Source organism: Cyclobacteriaceae bacterium, assembly GCA_013141055.1.
GTDB lineage: Bacteria > Bacteroidota > Bacteroidia > Cytophagales > Cyclobacteriaceae > ELB16-189.
The window spans coordinates 2,754,531-2,769,407 of sequence record JABFRS010000001.1 but is presented as its reverse complement, the minus strand read 5'-3'; the positions used below and the strand labels follow the sequence as shown (position 1 = coordinate 2,769,407).

The 14,877-nt window shown below is 46.2% G+C and carries 16 protein-coding genes; 12 read left to right on the top strand and 4 right to left on the bottom strand.

The window, feature by feature from the left end:
• Positions 1 to 364: 364 nt before the first annotated feature.
• The 5 genes from HOP08_12435 to HOP08_12415 all read left to right on the top strand — a co-directional run bounded on the left by HOP08_12435 (position 365) and on the right by HOP08_12415 (position 4,297).
• Positions 365 to 1,852 carry a Fic family protein gene (locus HOP08_12435; protein NOT75725.1) on the top strand — a complete coding sequence of 496 codons (1,488 nt, stop codon included), beginning with the start codon at positions 365 to 367 and terminating at the stop codon, positions 1,850 to 1,852.
• Between the two features lie 468 nt (positions 1,853 to 2,320).
• Positions 2,321 to 2,539 (top strand): DUF2892 domain-containing protein, encoded by a 219-nt coding sequence (locus HOP08_12430; protein ID NOT75724.1) that lies wholly within the window; start codon positions 2,321 to 2,323, stop codon positions 2,537 to 2,539.
• Positions 2,536 to 3,126 (top strand): DUF4136 domain-containing protein, encoded by a 591-nt coding sequence (locus HOP08_12425; protein NOT75723.1) that lies wholly within the window; start codon positions 2,536 to 2,538, stop codon positions 3,124 to 3,126. The genes HOP08_12430 and HOP08_12425 overlap by 4 nt, the downstream gene beginning before the upstream one ends.
• Complete coding sequence (locus tag HOP08_12420) at positions 3,095 to 3,547, top strand: pyridoxamine 5'-phosphate oxidase family protein (protein NOT75722.1); 453 nt, start codon at positions 3,095 to 3,097, stop codon at positions 3,545 to 3,547. Before HOP08_12425 ends, HOP08_12420 begins: the two co-directional genes overlap by 32 nt.
• Positions 3,548 to 3,643: 96 nt before the next feature.
• Positions 3,644 to 4,297 carry a TIGR00730 family Rossman fold protein gene (locus HOP08_12415; protein NOT75721.1) on the top strand — a complete coding sequence of 218 codons (654 nt, stop codon included), beginning with the start codon at positions 3,644 to 3,646 and terminating at the stop codon, positions 4,295 to 4,297.
• A 133-nt stretch (positions 4,298 to 4,430) separates the two neighbouring features.
• Here HOP08_12415 and HOP08_12410 read toward each other — a convergent pair whose 3' ends face one another.
• Positions 4,431 to 5,189, bottom strand: a complete 759-nt coding sequence (locus tag HOP08_12410; protein ID NOT75720.1) for an SDR family oxidoreductase — start codon at positions 5,187 to 5,189, stop codon at positions 4,431 to 4,433.
• 159 nt (positions 5,190 to 5,348) lie between these two features.
• Here HOP08_12410 and HOP08_12405 point away from each other — a divergent pair, with 159 nt between their 5' ends.
• Entirely contained in the window at positions 5,349 to 6,185 is an 837-nt protein-coding gene (locus HOP08_12405) for a universal stress protein (GenBank protein ID NOT75719.1), read from the top strand.
• 74 nt (positions 6,186 to 6,259) lie between these two features.
• On the opposite strand, the gene HOP08_12400 is transcribed toward HOP08_12405, so the two are convergent.
• Positions 6,260 to 7,654 carry an MBL fold metallo-hydrolase gene (locus HOP08_12400; GenBank protein ID NOT75718.1) on the bottom strand — a complete coding sequence of 465 codons (1,395 nt, stop codon included), beginning with the start codon at positions 7,652 to 7,654 and terminating at the stop codon, positions 6,260 to 6,262.
• Positions 7,655 to 7,774: 120 nt separating this feature from the next.
• Between HOP08_12400 and HOP08_12395 the strand changes: the two genes are divergently transcribed.
• From HOP08_12395 to HOP08_12370, 6 genes are read left to right on the top strand one after another with little or no spacing between them, the layout of a single operon-like run.
• The gene (locus tag HOP08_12395) at positions 7,775 to 8,608 is read left to right on the top strand and encodes a universal stress protein (protein NOT75717.1); all 834 of its coding nucleotides are present in this window, start codon (positions 7,775 to 7,777) and stop codon (positions 8,606 to 8,608) included.
• Between the two features lie 17 nt (positions 8,609 to 8,625).
• Positions 8,626 to 11,046 carry an HAD-IC family P-type ATPase gene (locus HOP08_12390; protein NOT75716.1) on the top strand — a complete coding sequence of 807 codons (2,421 nt, stop codon included), beginning with the start codon at positions 8,626 to 8,628 and terminating at the stop codon, positions 11,044 to 11,046.
• 20 nt (positions 11,047 to 11,066) lie between these two features.
• Entirely contained in the window at positions 11,067 to 12,353 is a 1,287-nt protein-coding gene (locus HOP08_12385) for an acetyl-CoA hydrolase/transferase family protein (protein ID NOT75715.1), read from the top strand.
• 7 nt (positions 12,354 to 12,360) lie between these two features.
• Entirely contained in the window at positions 12,361 to 12,552 is a 192-nt protein-coding gene (gene ccoS, locus HOP08_12380; protein ID NOT75714.1) for a cbb3-type cytochrome oxidase assembly protein CcoS, read from the top strand.
• Positions 12,553 to 12,564: 12 nt separating this feature from the next.
• Positions 12,565 to 12,939, top strand: coding sequence for a hypothetical protein (locus tag HOP08_12375; GenBank protein ID NOT75713.1), 375 nt, complete (start codon positions 12,565 to 12,567; stop codon positions 12,937 to 12,939).
• A gap of 40 nt (positions 12,940 to 12,979) precedes the next feature.
• A complete protein-coding gene (locus HOP08_12370; protein NOT75712.1) occupies positions 12,980 to 13,486 on the top strand; it encodes a DUF892 family protein in 507 nt (168 codons plus the stop codon).
• On the opposite strand, the gene HOP08_12365 is transcribed toward HOP08_12370, so the two are convergent.
• Positions 13,456 to 13,884 (bottom strand): hypothetical protein, encoded by a 429-nt coding sequence (locus HOP08_12365; GenBank protein NOT75711.1) that lies wholly within the window; start codon positions 13,882 to 13,884, stop codon positions 13,456 to 13,458. The genes HOP08_12370 and HOP08_12365 overlap by 31 nt on opposite strands.
• Positions 13,871 to 14,728: a hypothetical protein gene (locus HOP08_12360; protein NOT75710.1), complete on the bottom strand. Its 858-nt coding sequence runs from the start codon at positions 14,726 to 14,728 to the stop codon at positions 13,871 to 13,873. The genes HOP08_12365 and HOP08_12360 overlap by 14 nt, the downstream gene beginning before the upstream one ends.
• Between the last annotated feature and the right edge of the window lie 149 nt (positions 14,729 to 14,877).

Genomic DNA, 14,877 nt, shown 5'->3' with positions numbered 1-14,877 from the left:
CGGCCTACCCATCACTGCATTAAATTTTGAATGAGGTATAAACTAGATACCCAAGTTCATAATTTTATTTAGATAAACGATATTTTAGTTGAGGATTTTGTATTTATGTTGATCCTGACATAGAAAGTCGGGTCTTGGTTCAAACTTTATTAATCAAGCTTCTTTGCATTAGTCATTAACAAAGCTTCTGCCTGAGCAACTCATTTCAAACTTTAGGTATTAATCGGAAAATTCCGCGATTTGGGCATTTCTGGCTATTTTAATCAGGAAAAATACTTGACTTATCAATTATAATATGTTTTTTTCTCCCATAATTAATAATTAATCGGAAATATTCTCCAATTTTGGAGAAACGTGCCAGTTAATGGGAAAAATTCCTTCAAGAGTTCAGGAAATGATATTTGGCTCTTCCGACAAAACTGAGTCAAAAAAAATTGCGTCTCTCTTAAAGTGGGAAAAGATCCGAAAAATCGCACCTCGGATTTATACCTCCAATTTAGAAGATGAACCAGCAGCTATTATAAAAAGGAACTGGTATCACATCCTTCGCAACCAATACCCCAATGCAATACTAAGCCATCGAAGCGCACTGGAATATAAACCAACGAAAAATGGTCATGTGTTCCTTACTTATACTTACACCGAAAACGTTGAACTTCCAGGGCTCACAATTCATCTACTGAAAGGTCTACCTAAGATAGAAGGTGACACTCCCTTTTTTGACAATCTCTATGTCTCACAGGAAGCCCGTGCGCTTCTTGAAAACATGCAACCAACACGCAAGCAAGGAGAGGAATCAAAAGCTCTATCTCTAAACGAACTTGAAGAACGACTAGAAAGCATTATTCGGGCGCGCGGCGAACGTGGTCTTAATACTATCAGAGACCAGGCAAAAGCAATAGCAGAACCCCTGGGTTTTCAGAAAGAATTTAAAAAATTAAATCAGCTCATCAGCGATTTACTCGCTACGGGTGAAAGCAAAAATCTCACCTCCACCGCAGCAATTGCACGTGTAATGGGTGAGCCATTAGATCCAGATCGAATCAACTTGTTTGAAACACTTTATGGAGAGTTGGCTGGCAAAGTATTTCCTGAACGACCCGACCGGAACACAAGTACTGGTTCGTATAAAACCTTAGCGTTTTTTGAAGGGTATTTTTCCAACTACATAGAAGGTACCGAATTCACAATAGATGAAGCAAAGGAGATCATTAATACACAAACTCCTTTACCGGCACGTGATGAAGACTCTCACGATATACTGGGAACTTATCAAATTGTATCGGACAGGAGAGAAATGAGTATTTGCCCCGCAACCCCGGAGGAGTTTCTGGATATCCTAAGAAGGCGCCACGAGATTTTATTAAGGGCACGTGTTTCGAAAAAACCAGGAGAATTCAAGGATAAAAACAACCGTGCCGGGAACACAGAATTTGTGGATCATCATCTTGTTAGTGGAACATTGAAGAAAGCCTTTGAGTGGTATACCTTATTAAAAGAACCTTTTGCAAAGGCCGCCTATATGATGTTCATAGTAAGCGAAGTTCACCCGTTTCTTGACGGGAATGGGCGTATTGCGCGCGTCATGATGAATGTCGAACTCTCTTCAAAGGGCCAATCCAAAATAATTATACCGACTGTTTATCGGGAAGATTATATGGGTGCACTGAGAAAACTAACAAGGCAACGACTTCCTGACGCTTATGTGAGAATGCTGTTAAGGGCTTACGAATTTAGTGCGTCCTTTCATCACGAAAGTATCGACGAGATGGAACAACATTTGATCAAATGTGACGCCTTCAAGGAGCCCAAAGAAGGTCAATTAAAAATCATTTACGATCAAAGCGAATAGCACCTACGAAATAATTTCATTCAAAATGATTCGTTGACGCCGCTTCGTACGCACAACGGATTCAGCATTTTTGTCTTCTACTTCAGACTGAATTATTTTACTTACACCGAACAAACTTTTTCCCTTAGAGTTCTTGCCTGTTTGGCGATCCTTCTGATAACCGAGATGAGTTTGAATTCGAGCATGACCAGTTCGCCTCATGTTCTCACGCATTCCAGCTTCACTGGGAAGCCTTCACTAAAAAATCCTCTTTTGCCATCATCATCTATTGCTTTTCAACTCTTATGGTCATAAACATTTCAATGATCATCTATGATCGCCCGTGACTGAGCAATGTCATAGGCTTTTCCTGATATGTGAGACACCTGACAAAAATCAGATCGGACACTGACATATGCCGTCTGGACTCATCCGGCCGACGGATATTTTTACTACAGTCCTACGAGAAACCTTAAAACGAAAATGGCTATGAAAAAAAACATGGGCAGCACCGACCGAATCTTCCGCACCTTGATCGCAATAGTACTGATGACGCTTTATTTCGCCGGCTTCGTTACGGGCACGGTTGGGATCATACTCATCGCACTATCGGTCATCTTTCTTTTGACAAGCCTGGTAAGCGTCTGCCCCTTGTACCTGCCCTTCGGACTAAGCACTATCCTTCACAGGAAAACCCTAAAAAAATGAAAATGTTGCTGGCATTGATTCTTTCCCTGAGCCTTGCTGCCTGCAGCCAACGTGTTTCCATTCACTCCACCAGTGAAGTGGATATGGATTATACCTGCTTCAATTCCTATACATGGCCCGTAGCGACGGCGGAAGAAAAAAAACGTAATCCATTTAAATACACAGAGTTCAGCAACCAGCACATCCGGCGCGCAGTCGAAGGAGAACTTAACGCGCGCGGTTATCATCACTCGGACTCCACTGCCGATCTCACTATTCATTATCATTTCGTTATAGAAGACAAGAAGCTTCTTATACAAAACAATGAAATCAGTGACACCTATCTGCCTTCCTGGTATCCGTGCGAGCACTTCAGCTATGACTATCAGCAAGGAAGCTTTATCATAGATATCATCGAAGTATCATCCGGCAGGATTATCTGGCGGGGATGGTCGGAAAAAGTTATCAACTCCTATCCGTTTCAGCTCACATTAAAAGAGATCAACGTCACCGTAAAAAAGATCTTTGAAAAATATCCGGTTCGTCCACGAAACATTCAACCTCAACCTCTCCAACATGCTCGGAACACTGTCATCTCCCCAAATTGAAGCACTGCTTACCGCTGAAATCGTCGGACGCATTGGCTGCTCGGATCAGAGTAAGACCTACATTATCCCGATTACCTACGTATTCAAGGGCAACTGCATTTATGCGCAATCACAACCCGGTCATAAGATCGACACCATGCGCAAAAATCCAAACGTATGCTTCCAGGTTGATTCGATTGAAAACCAGGAGAACTGGCGAAGTGTGATCACCTGGGGGACTTATGAAGAAATCAATGATGCCTCCACTTATGAGAAAGCCTATCGCATTCTTTACGACCGTTTGCTACCCATGCACACCAACACTGTCTCGCGCGGTGGATTGGATCTTTCACGCGCACCACTGGAAGTAGACAAGCGATCAAAGCCAATTCTGTTCCGCATTCGCATCAGTGAGTTGTCGGGTCGCTTTGAAAAAGAATAACGCGATTGCTGCAACGTGAAAACACCGACGATCGAAAAATCCGAAATCAACTTCCTCAAAGGTCCTCAGTCACGCTGGGAAGAACTCACTTTTGTTATGAACGTGTTGATGGAATTCATTCACGGATTTCGCCGTCTGCATTTCGTTGGTCCATGTGTCACATTCTTTGGTTCGGCGCGGTTTGAAGAAAATCATCCGATCTATCATTCTACCCGCGCATTAGCCGGTGCTGTTGCGGAATTGGGATTCACTGTCATGACCGGCGGTGGTGCGGGCCTGATGGAAGCGGCGAACCGGGGAGCCAAAGACGTTGGAGGCCGATCGGTAGGTTGCAACATTTCACTGCCTTCTCCACAAGCGGTGAATCGTTACCTTGATAAATGGGTCACCATCCGTTACTTCTTTATACGCAAGACGCTCCTGATCAAATACTCTTTTGCATTTATAGTATTGCCCGGAGGATTCGGCACACTCGATGAATTCTTTGAAGCCGTCACGCTGACGCAAACAAAAAAAATCCTTCAGTTCCCCATCATCATCTTTGACCGCGCCTTTCACGAAGAGCTGCTGCGTCACCTGGATCATATGATCGAAGCTGGCACCATCTCACGGGAAGATCTGGAACTTATCGTGGTGGCGGATGAGATCCCAGTGATCATAGACTTTCTTCGCAGGCAAAGCATCGAGAAATTTTTGCTTCAGCCTGAAGTAAAACGCTTGCCACGCCAATGGCTGTTCGAAAAAGCATAATGAGTTTTCGTGACTCGTCATTTTGAGTTTGTTCTATTTATCTCAGAAATAAAAAAAGGTGGCAAAGCCACCTTCATAACCACCACAAAAGTTTCCCTAACCCTGCGATGGTTTATTACTATCGCAATGATCCTTATGCCGCAATCCATCCCCCGTCAACAGCAAGCGCCTGACCCGTAATGAAGGATGCTTTTGCCGAGCAAAGGAACAACACCACTTCCGCCACTTCCTCCGGTGTTCCCATCCTTCCTACTGGCTCCATATCTTCATATGCCTTCTCAACTGTTTTATCTTTTCTGGTTACCCGATCTACCATCGGCGTCTTAATCACTCCTGGACACACTGCATTGATTCGCACGCCGAGCTTGGCGTTTTCTAACGCCGCTGACTTGGTAAGCCCCACCACCGCATGCTTGCTTGCGACATAGGCCGGTAAGCCCTGAAATCCGACAAGGCCCGCGATCGATGCGCAGTTCACTACGGCACCTTTTGTTTTGATGACCTCCGGTAGCATGTACTTCATACAAAGCCACACACCTTTAAGGTTCACTGCAATGGTCTTGTCCCAATTTTCTTCCGTACACAACTGGGTTAGCGCAGTAGCACCCTCAATGCCGGCGTTGTTGAAAGCAAAGTCAATGCGTCCATAGGTTTCTATTGCTTTCTTAACCAATGCCTGTACGTGGGACGTATTGGATACATCGCAGCTTACAAACATTGCCTGTCCGCCAGCAGCCTTAATGGTGCGAAGCGTAACATTCTCGATGTCTTCTACTATATCGGCCACCACCACATTAGCGCCTGCCTTCGCGAATGCGATCGCTGTTGCCTGTCCGATACCATAGCTGCCACCGGTGACGATCGCAACCTTGCCCTGCAATTTATTTTCCATAGCTCGTTTGATTTTGTTCTTCAAAATTCTTTTTCACCTGGTACAAAGGTCCTGACGTTTGGAACGTTACCAACTGATTTCAATCAAGGTATCTCATGACAATTGTCATATGGGTCTCAGAAGTAGTGTATGAAATTTGATTTCAAAAAAAACAAAACCATGAAAAAAATACTGGTACCCTGTGATTTTTCGGATGCGGCAATTCACGCTTTCCGCTTTGCCATAGACGTGGCGGCAATGTCCGGCGGAGAAATCCTCTTGCTCCACGTAGTGGAGACACCGGTTTCAGCCGATACTATTTTGATGCCTACCCTTTATTTTGAGCAGGAGATGCTTGATGACCTGAAAGCGGCGGCCAATGTTAAGTTCAAAGCACTCAAAGACAAATGGCTTAAGAATTCCGATGTCCATGTTAGCACCTTCGTAGAGTATGGAGATGTGAACTACACTCTTCACCAGTACGTCACCAAAAAGAAAGCGGACCTCATCATCATGGGAACCAAAGGTGCCACCGGTGCAAAGGAATTTTTTGTGGGCTCCAACACTGAAAAGGTGGTGCGAAAATCCAAAGTACCCGTCATTGCCATCAAGCAATACGTTAAGCCGGCTTCGATCCGTTCCATCGTATTTCCAACAGGACTTCAGAAAGAAAAGGATCCACTGATCATGAATGTGAAGCAGTTGCAGGATTTCTTCTCTGCGGAGCTTCACCTTGTGTATGTCAATACTCCGGCTATCTTTCGCAGCGACATTCATACGCGCAAGGCACTTAAGGATTTCAAAGCACGGTACATGCTTAAGAACACTACGACGGCTATCTGGAACGACATCGACTACTCATCTGGTATCATTCACTATGCCCACGAGATCGGTGCCGACATGGTTGCCATGGCAACACACGGACGCCGCGGTCTAAATCACCTGCTTGTCGGCAGTGTGGCCGAGGACGTAGTCAACCACATCGATTACCCGATCTGGACTATCGTTGAGAAATAAATCAGATAGTAAATTGTAACAAAGAGAACGGCGGATGATTCTCCGCCGTTTTTTCATTTCATACTCTCAACCTTTCAAATATTTTCAAATAGGCGGATGGTTTCAAGATATTCCGGCTTTACCACATTCCACTTCATGCGTTGCCGAATTGCTTCTCCATACAGCTCCAGGTCCTTTCCCTCACCATGCACAGTGAAGGTAATCGATGGCGGATTCTTAAAGTTTCCCATCCATTGAAACAATTCTTCTTTATCTGCATGGCCTGACAGCGCACTGATGTTTTCCACTTTGCATTTCACAGGAATCTCTTCATGGAAGATCCTGAGGGTTGGGCTCCCTTCCATTAATTTTCTTCCGCGTGTTCCCTCTGCCTGGTATCCGGAAATCATGACCGTATCCTGCTTGTTGGGTAAGCGTTGATATAAATGGTGGAGTATTCTTCCGCCGTCCATCATTCCGCTGCCGGCAATAATAATCGCACGGTTTTTAATTTCATTGAGCGTCTTGGAGTGCTCCGCTGTCTTGACAAACACGAGCATGTTGGTTTCCAGTTCCCGCGCAAAATTCTGCTGGTCTACCGGGATGGTGTGATACGCTGGAAATTTATAATATAAGTAGGTAGCCGATATTGCCATCGGGCTGTCGATGTACACCGGCACATCCGGTATCTTGTTTTCATGGATCAGCTTGCGTAGATAATATAATAATGACTGTGTTCGTCCCACGGCAAAAGCAGGAATTAACAATACACCATGATTGACAGTATCATTTACAATTCTAGCCAGCACCTCCTCGGGATTCACGGCAGGATTATTACGATTGCCGTAAGTTGACTCGATAAAGAGAACATCCGCTTCGCTGATCGCCTGCGGTGAATGCATAATGTCCTGGTGGTAGCGGCCAATATCTCCCGAAAAAACAATTTTCTTTTTCAACGAAGTTCCCTGAATGAATACTTCAGTGATCGCTGATCCAAGCAAATGTCCCGCATCATGGAAGACGATTGATACCGCCTTGTGAAGATCAACGACTTCTTTGTACTTGAATTTCTTGACCATCTTCACCACGCGTCGCGCATCTTCGATCCGGTACAACGGCTCCGCCGGTGTATGCTTGGAATAACCTTTCTTGTTAGCAAAGGCCGCCTCCTCCTCCTGTAATCGCGCCGAATCCAGGAGCATGATCTCCAGCAGATCCGCTGTCGCTTCCGTACAATAGATTGGGCCATCGAAGCCTTGCCTGACCAGCCGCGGCAAATAACCGCAGTGATCAATGTGGGCATGACTGATAATGACCGCGTTAATGGTAGACGGTTCCACAGGCATAGGATTCCAGTTGCGCAGTCGAAGCTCTTTGAGCCCCTGGAACAAACCACAGTCAAAAAGGAATTGAAATTCCCCGGCTTTCACCAGGTAACGCGAACCGGTCACCGAACCGGCTGCTCCTAAAAAGGTTACATGTACATCCATGGAGCAAGTTATTTTTTCAGGCTTTCAGGAAGACTGATTTAAATCATGTGTGGCCTTGATTCCTGTCACGGTCTTGCGGCTAACACTCCAATAGATTTGAATCATTAAATAACACACACAATGAAAAACCTTCTGGTGCCAAGCGACTTTTCAAAGACCTCTTTGAACGCCTTTAAATTTGCCATCGACACTGCTGCCATTTCGGGAGGTAAAGTTCACGTTGTTCATGTGATCGAGCTTCCAGCGATGCCCAACTCCGCGCTCACACCGGTGCAGGCATTCGGCGCGCCCCTCCGGCGCGAAATGGCCGGCAAAGCAAAAGCCAATTACGATAAGCTTACCGCCAATTGCAATCCCGACCAAGTCCCTTGCGAATTTTCAGTCGAGTTCGGCGCGCCCTCCAAATCCATTCTTTCCTATGTAAAGAAAAATAAGATCGATCTTATTGTTATGGGATCTCATGGGGCGGAGGGCCTGAAAGAATATTTCGTTGGATCCAACGCCGAAAAAATTGTTCGTACTTCACCTGTTCCTGTTATTGTCGTTAAAAGTTTTTACAAAGGCCCGGTCAAGAACATCGTCGTCCCTTTTACGCTCGACCAGGAAAACTATCCCAATTTCTTTATCAACATCAAAGCCCTTCAGAAATTCTTTAAGGCTCATCTCCATTTTCTATGGGTTAACACACCAGCCAACTTCACCCTTGATGAAGTAACCTACAATCGCATTGAAGGTCTTGCAAAAAAATATAAGATCGCCGACTACAGCATCGACATCTACAACCAGCTTTATGAAGAGCAGGGCATTCTGAAATTTGCTGAAGCCACAAACGCCGACATGATCGCCATGGGAACACACGGCCGCAAAGGGATCGCGCACATGGTGTATGGAAGCAAAACGGAGAATGTTGCCAACCATGGCAAAACGCTCATCTGGACTTCAGTTATGAACTAAATTTCTTTTCGCCCCCTATGAAAAATCTCGAAGAGAATGTGGATGAAAAGATTGCAATAGAGAATGAGCTAGCCTGCTATCACTGCGGACAGCCATGTGCTGATACCGATACTGTTTGGCAGGATGATAAACCATTCTGCTGCACGGGGTGTGAAACGGTCTACTCCATTCTTTCTGAAAACAATCTCTGTGACTACTATACCATGGACACAACACCGGGTGTTCCAATGGGCGACCCAACAGAATCATCCTATTACTTTCTGGATGAACCTTCAGTCAGAAAGAAAATCATCGAGTTCGATTCAACCTCGTTTGCTCGCATACTTTTCAATATTCCTGCTATCCACTGCATTTCTTGTATCTGGCTGTTGGAAAATCTTCACAAGATCAATACCGGAGTGCTCAGAACTGAAGTGAATTTCTCAGCTAAAACAGCACGTGTTGATTTTAATCCTTCCCTCATAACACCTGGTCAGCTCGCACAACTTCTCTCCTCGCTTGGCTATGCGCCATTGATTAATTCAACCGATAAAACAAGCAGTGAAGCGCGCACCGACAAGAGCCTTCTGATCAAGCTTGCCATAGCAGGTTTCGCCTTTGGCAACGTAATGCTGCTTAGTTTTCCTGAATACCTCGGCCTTGGGAATGAAGAGCAAAGCTTTGGATCGGTATTCGGATATCTCAATATTGCTTTATCCATTCCTGTAGTATTCTTTAGCGCAAGAGATTATTTTGTCAATGCATGGAAAAGTTTTTCACAACGACAACTCAACATTGACGTACCGATCGCACTGGGACTGGCTGCTCTGTTCTTAAGAAGTTTGTTTGAAATCATCACCCATTCGGGAGCCGGTTACCTTGATTCACTCACTGGACTGGTTTTCTTTTTATTGATCGGAAGATGGTTTCAGAGCAAGACCTATGAAACACTTGCTTTCGATCGTGATTACACCTCTTACTTTCCTCTGGCGGTGCTTCGCAAAACGGGCGACGAATGGAAAGCAGTCGTGATCCAGGAGATCACTCCGCAAGACCGCATCCGAATACGGAACCTTGAAGTAGTGCCATCCGACAGCGAGCTGGTTTCTGAAAAAGCGTTTATCGATTACTCATTCGTTACCGGAGAAACCCGGCCAGTGAAAGCCATGCTTGGCGACCTTATTTATGCGGGAGGTCGCATACTGGGTCAGCCAGTTGAACTCATCGTCACCAAACCGGTTTCGCAGGGGCATCTTACCAGTCTATGGAACAATCCTGTTTTTCAGAAACCGGAGGAGCGAGGCTATCGCAAAACAATCGATCGCGCAGCACGCTATTTTACCTTCATCGTTCTCGGTCTTGCTATTGTTACGGCAATCTTCTGGTACTTCTATGAACCCTCACGCATGTGGCTTGTCCTCACGTCTGTGCTTATGGTTGCCTGTCCCTGTGCGCTGGCGCTGGCTGCACCGTTTACGTTCGGATCGTACCTGCGCGTGTTTGGCCGTCATCATCTTTACTTAAAAAATTCGGATGTCGTCGAACGACTTGCCGGTATTGATACAATTGTCTTTGATAAAACCGGGACGGTAACCTATACCAAACAACCGGATATTCATTTCATCGGTAACCTTTCCTCAACAGAACTTGACTGGATCAAAACCATTACCAGCTTTTCTACGCATCCCCTTAGCAATCTCATCTCTAGATCTATTCGCTCGAATCGTTTCATCGAAGTAACACAGTTCAAGGAATATCCCGGTCGTGGGATTGAAGCGCAGGTCACTGGTATAACGATAAAAATCGGGTCCGCCAGCTTCGTTGACACGAAAACAAAATTTTCAGAGAGTACGGTCGTCTTCATCAACATCGATGGCAACCTCCGCGGGTACTTCTCTATCGGCGTATCGGTACGACCCGGAATGGAAGAACTCATCGATCGTCTCGGCGCAAAGTGTCACGCCCTACTCTCTGGAGATAATGAAGCCGACCGCCAGAAAATGAGAAGTTTGTTCGGTAGGCATACCGAACTCCTCTTTCAGCAAAGCCCCATGGATAAGCTTGCCTACATCCGTTCCCTGCAGCAGCAAGGAAAAAAAGTCATGATGATCGGTGACGGGCTTAATGATGCAGGCGCTTTAAAGCAGAGTGACGTTGGCATTGCGATCAGTGATGATACTTCTGTCTTTACTCCTTCCAGCGACGGTATCCTGCAAGGAGACAAGATAGGAGCTCTCGACACATTCCTTGACTTCGCGCGCACTTCCAGGAATGTTCTTAGGTCAGGGTTCGCACTATCCTTCTTTTATAATGCCATCACACTTTCGTTTGCTATCACGGGTAATTTGACGCCGCTCGTCGCCGCGATTCTCATGCCGATATCATCCATCAGCGTGGTCGTCTATTCTACGATGGCCGTCCGATACATCGCTTCCCGGAAACTGAATCGACAAACATGATCCATCAAATTCGTCACACTATGTATACTACAGCAGAAAAAGCTATTGAACTGATCAAGTCCGGAAACCGCGTGTTCGTTCATGGTGGTGCCGCAACACCTCATATCATGCTGGACGCACTTGCAAATAGTGCATCGAATTTTTCAGGTGTTGAAATAGTAAGCATCAGCCTCCAAGGCCGCGTGACCATCGCCGACAAGGCTTATCGCTCAAGCTTCCGCATCAACTCATTATTTGTTTCCGAAAATATTCGCGAAGCTGTCAACGATGGTCGCGCTGATTATGTACCGGTGTTCTTAAGCGAGATACCCTCCCTGTTCCGAAAAAAAATATTACCACTCGATGTGGCCATCATTCATGTTTCGCCACCTGACACCTATGGATTCTGTTCGTTAGGGACATCGGTTGACATAGCGATGGCCGCCGTAGAGGCCGCACCGATCGTCATTGCACAGGTCAATCCGCGAATGCCACGCACCTGGGGAGACGGCATCGTCGACAGTCGGAAGTTTTCCGCCATGGTATGGGCCGAAGAAGACCTTACCGAAGTATTTCCGGGAGAAAGAAGCGAGATTTCAGGACGCATCGGGATGAACTGCGCTGAACTGGTAGAGAACGGTGCAACGCTTCAGACCGGGATTGGATCAATACCCGACGCAGTGTTGGCAAGCCTTACCAACCACAAAGAGCTCGGCCTGCACACCGAAATGTTTTCGGACGGCGTCCTTCCCTTACTGGAAAGAGGTGTCATCACCAACCAGCATAAGAAAAAACATCGGGGAAAGTCCGTTACGTCTTTCATTCTTGGAAGTAAGAATTTATACCAGCACGTTCATGATAACCCTTCGATCGCGGTGCTCGGTATTGACTACGTTAATGATACTTCGGTAATACGTCAGAACCCGAAGGTAACAGCCATTAACAGCGCAATCGAAGTGGACATCACGGGTCAGGTATGCTCGGACTCGATTGGCACCTATCACTACTCGGGCGTCGGAGGGCAAATGGATTTCATCCGCGGGGCTGCCCTATCAGAAGGTGGAAAGCCGATCATTGCGCTACCCTCCATGACTATGAAAGGAATCTCTCGTATTGTTCCTTTCCTAAAGCAAGGTGCAGGAGTGGTAACCACGCGCGCGCATGCACACTATATCGTTACGGAATATGGAACTGCGTATCTCCATGGCAAGAACATGCGACAGCGCGCCAAAGCACTGATAGATATTGCGCATCCCAATCATCGTGAGGAGCTTGACATGGCAGCTTTCGAGCGCTTCCGCAATTACCAGTTTGAGCATTCTTACTGATACGAATATGGACATCATCATTCCGCTCATCTTCATCAGTCTTATCATTGCTGTTGGTTTTCTCATTGCGTTCATCTGGAATATCCGTAGCGGTCAGTACAGCGATACCTATACACCGTCGGTCAGAATTCTTTTTGGTGATTCAACACAGAACGAAAAGAAGAAATCTGCTTTATCTCCCGATCCGGTTAAGAAATAAAAAAATAAAAAGATGCACACTCATTTTACTCCCGCTGTTTTTGCTAAATGGTCGGCCCGCATCATGGGCCTTGTAACCGCCAGTATCTTTATCGGGTTTACATTCCTGCAAGGACTGGATGGATTATATGAAAATGTCCAGTTCGTCTTTTACATATTCCTGTCCTTTGTCCTGTTTGCACTGGCCGGTTATGGTATCGCCTGGCTGCAGCCCGACAAGGGCGGCTCCATCATGATCGTTGCCGGCTTCCTGATGATGGCCTTCCACTTCTCGCGCGATGACCGCTTCACCGCGATGGTATATGGAATTCCCTTCATCATTGAAGGCGTATTATTTATTCTTTCCAAAGCACTGCAGGAAAAGAAAATGTCAAAGGGAAAATGGTAGTGAATCAAAGGCATCAACAACAGCATTTAAAACATTCATCATGAAACAGCTTAACAACCTCAACGAGATTCTCGCCTATCATCTGGAAGCAGCCTATGTGGCTGAAAAGAAAATACAGAAAGTGTTGCCCGCAAGTCTGCCGGCCATCGGGCATAAAAAATTAGCAGCAACGTTTAAGAAATACCTGGAAAGCAGTTCAGATAAACGAATGAAGTTAAAACGCATGTTCGGTTATTTGTTGGTTAGACCACAATCCCGCAAATGCAAGCCCGTTGTAGGCATCCTTGACCAAATGACTGCCATCGTGCGATCGGAATCTGCATGTGAATTAAGGGATGTACAGCTTCTCGGTGCGCTGCTATCGCTCACTCGCTACAAGTCTTCTCTTTATATCACGGCAAAACTCTATTCTTCCGCGCTGGAGCTTAACACGGTATCGGCGCTCGTGAATGAGGTTGCCGGCTGGGAGAATGAAACCTACGAGACCCTGCTGAAAATTTCATCAGAAGGTATTCTTCAGGAGGCCGGGGAAGTTGGTGTTGCCTGACGAAGCCAGGCTCCCATCGCCGCCATGTTCAAACCCATGACGCCCATCACCAGGTGCAGGGGAGAAAACGTCTGGAGATAAACTACCTGGACCATGATCCACAGTATCAAAAATGCTCCCTGCGCAACAGCATAGAGTGGATAACGTGGGGAAGAAAAAATCGAAAGATAAAATATCAACAGGCTCGACACACCATTGAAAACAAACAGCACCATTCCCGGAAGGAAATAACTGGTAAACGGGGAATACCGTAACATCGCCACGGTGATATGGAGCAATCTTCCATTGGGCTGTGCCATGAGCAGCAGCCCACCGATCACGGCACTGATTCCGTTCAGGAAAAGAAGTGTCTGCAAAAGGATTTTTACGATCCCTGTTGTAATGTTATTTGTGTTCATACAATATGGATTTAAGTCCGGCGAGAAAAAGAACCAGGCTGATGAGTGCCAGGGCAATCATTCCAGCGGCCAATACAAAGCTGCCATCCTGCCCTTGCGTTTTAAGGATCACCGTGAGCAGCGCGATCGTCAGGTCCATTAGTATAAAGAATACCAGGAACACCGGTGCCAGTAAATAACCAATGCGTTTCTTGAAGAACAGCAAAATACCACACGAGAAAATTCCGGGAAGGAGCAGCGCAAGGTCCAGCACGTGAACAGGGTTCGTGGGAAGATTAATGATCCTCAGGTTTGCCGGGGGTTGATTATGGAGAATGGCCGGAACGATTTCCGATAACCAGAGCGCAGCAAACGCCAGCGAAATAACAATGAAAAATATGCCGATGAGCCGAAACGGAAAAATATTCATCGCTGCCTGTCTCACGCCTTGGGCGAGGTAATGATAAAACAAATACAGCAGCGAATAGATCGACAAACACAACACCAGGCAATACATGGCAAAAAGCCGGTTAAAGTGAACATCAAAGCAATAGACCATAAACGTGTACACCGTGTATAACAGGGCACCCGCCAGGATCATCACCCCGACGCGTTTGTTGAGCCGAAGGGAAACAGCACAGACCGCCAGCAGCGGCACAAGCACAAAGAGATCAACAAGGTCCTGCCCTCCCGCCTGCAACTGCCAATTAATGGATTCATACTGGTAAAAGTCGTCGTAGAAAATTCCGACACCACTCACTCCGGCAATCAATACCGAAAGGATGATTGAAGGAGCGACCAACCCGCGATACCAGGTCGCCAGCGGGCGATGTCTTGCCTGAAGTATCTTTCCGGTTGCGATCATATCCTCAAATCTCGCGTACCTTTTTTTAACATTCCCTCGGCTTTATCAGGTAGCCAGCTGACAAAAGTCATCTTTGTCCATAACAACAGTCATTCAGGTGCCTGCCGAGCTCCTCTACTTTTATGGCAGTCAATCAACAAAACCTCCTC

What these genes read in the sequence shown, in the direction of transcription:
- HOP08_12400 (NOT75718.1), bottom strand. Translation starts at nt 7,654, where the DNA reads ATGGATGTACATGTAACCTTTTTAGGAGCAGCCGGTTCGGTGACCGGT.
- HOP08_12425 (NOT75723.1), top strand. Translation starts at nt 2,536, where the DNA reads ATGAAAATGTTGCTGGCATTGATTCTTTCCCTGAGCCTTGCTGCCTGC.
- HOP08_12420 (NOT75722.1), top strand. Translation starts at nt 3,095, where the DNA reads ATGCTCGGAACACTGTCATCTCCCCAAATTGAAGCACTGCTTACCGCT.
- HOP08_12365 (NOT75711.1), bottom strand. Translation starts at nt 13,884, where the DNA reads ATGAACACAAATAACATTACAACAGGGATCGTAAAAATCCTTTTGCAG.
- HOP08_12430 (NOT75724.1), top strand. Translation starts at nt 2,321, where the DNA reads ATGAAAAAAAACATGGGCAGCACCGACCGAATCTTCCGCACCTTGATC.
- HOP08_12395 (NOT75717.1), top strand. Translation starts at nt 7,775, where the DNA reads ATGAAAAACCTTCTGGTGCCAAGCGACTTTTCAAAGACCTCTTTGAAC.
- HOP08_12410 (NOT75720.1), bottom strand. Translation starts at nt 5,189, where the DNA reads ATGGAAAATAAATTGCAGGGCAAGGTTGCGATCGTCACCGGTGGCAGC.
- HOP08_12405 (NOT75719.1), top strand. Translation starts at nt 5,349, where the DNA reads ATGAAAAAAATACTGGTACCCTGTGATTTTTCGGATGCGGCAATTCAC.
- ccoS (NOT75714.1), top strand. Translation starts at nt 12,361, where the DNA reads ATGGACATCATCATTCCGCTCATCTTCATCAGTCTTATCATTGCTGTT.
- HOP08_12415 (NOT75721.1), top strand. Translation starts at nt 3,644, where the DNA reads ATGAACGTGTTGATGGAATTCATTCACGGATTTCGCCGTCTGCATTTC.
- HOP08_12385 (NOT75715.1), top strand. Translation starts at nt 11,067, where the DNA reads ATGTATACTACAGCAGAAAAAGCTATTGAACTGATCAAGTCCGGAAAC.
- HOP08_12435 (NOT75725.1), top strand. Translation starts at nt 365, where the DNA reads ATGGGAAAAATTCCTTCAAGAGTTCAGGAAATGATATTTGGCTCTTCC.
- HOP08_12375 (NOT75713.1), top strand. Translation starts at nt 12,565, where the DNA reads ATGCACACTCATTTTACTCCCGCTGTTTTTGCTAAATGGTCGGCCCGC.
- HOP08_12360 (NOT75710.1), bottom strand. Translation starts at nt 14,728, where the DNA reads ATGATCGCAACCGGAAAGATACTTCAGGCAAGACATCGCCCGCTGGCG.
- HOP08_12390 (NOT75716.1), top strand. Translation starts at nt 8,626, where the DNA reads ATGAAAAATCTCGAAGAGAATGTGGATGAAAAGATTGCAATAGAGAAT.
- HOP08_12370 (NOT75712.1), top strand. Translation starts at nt 12,980, where the DNA reads ATGAAACAGCTTAACAACCTCAACGAGATTCTCGCCTATCATCTGGAA.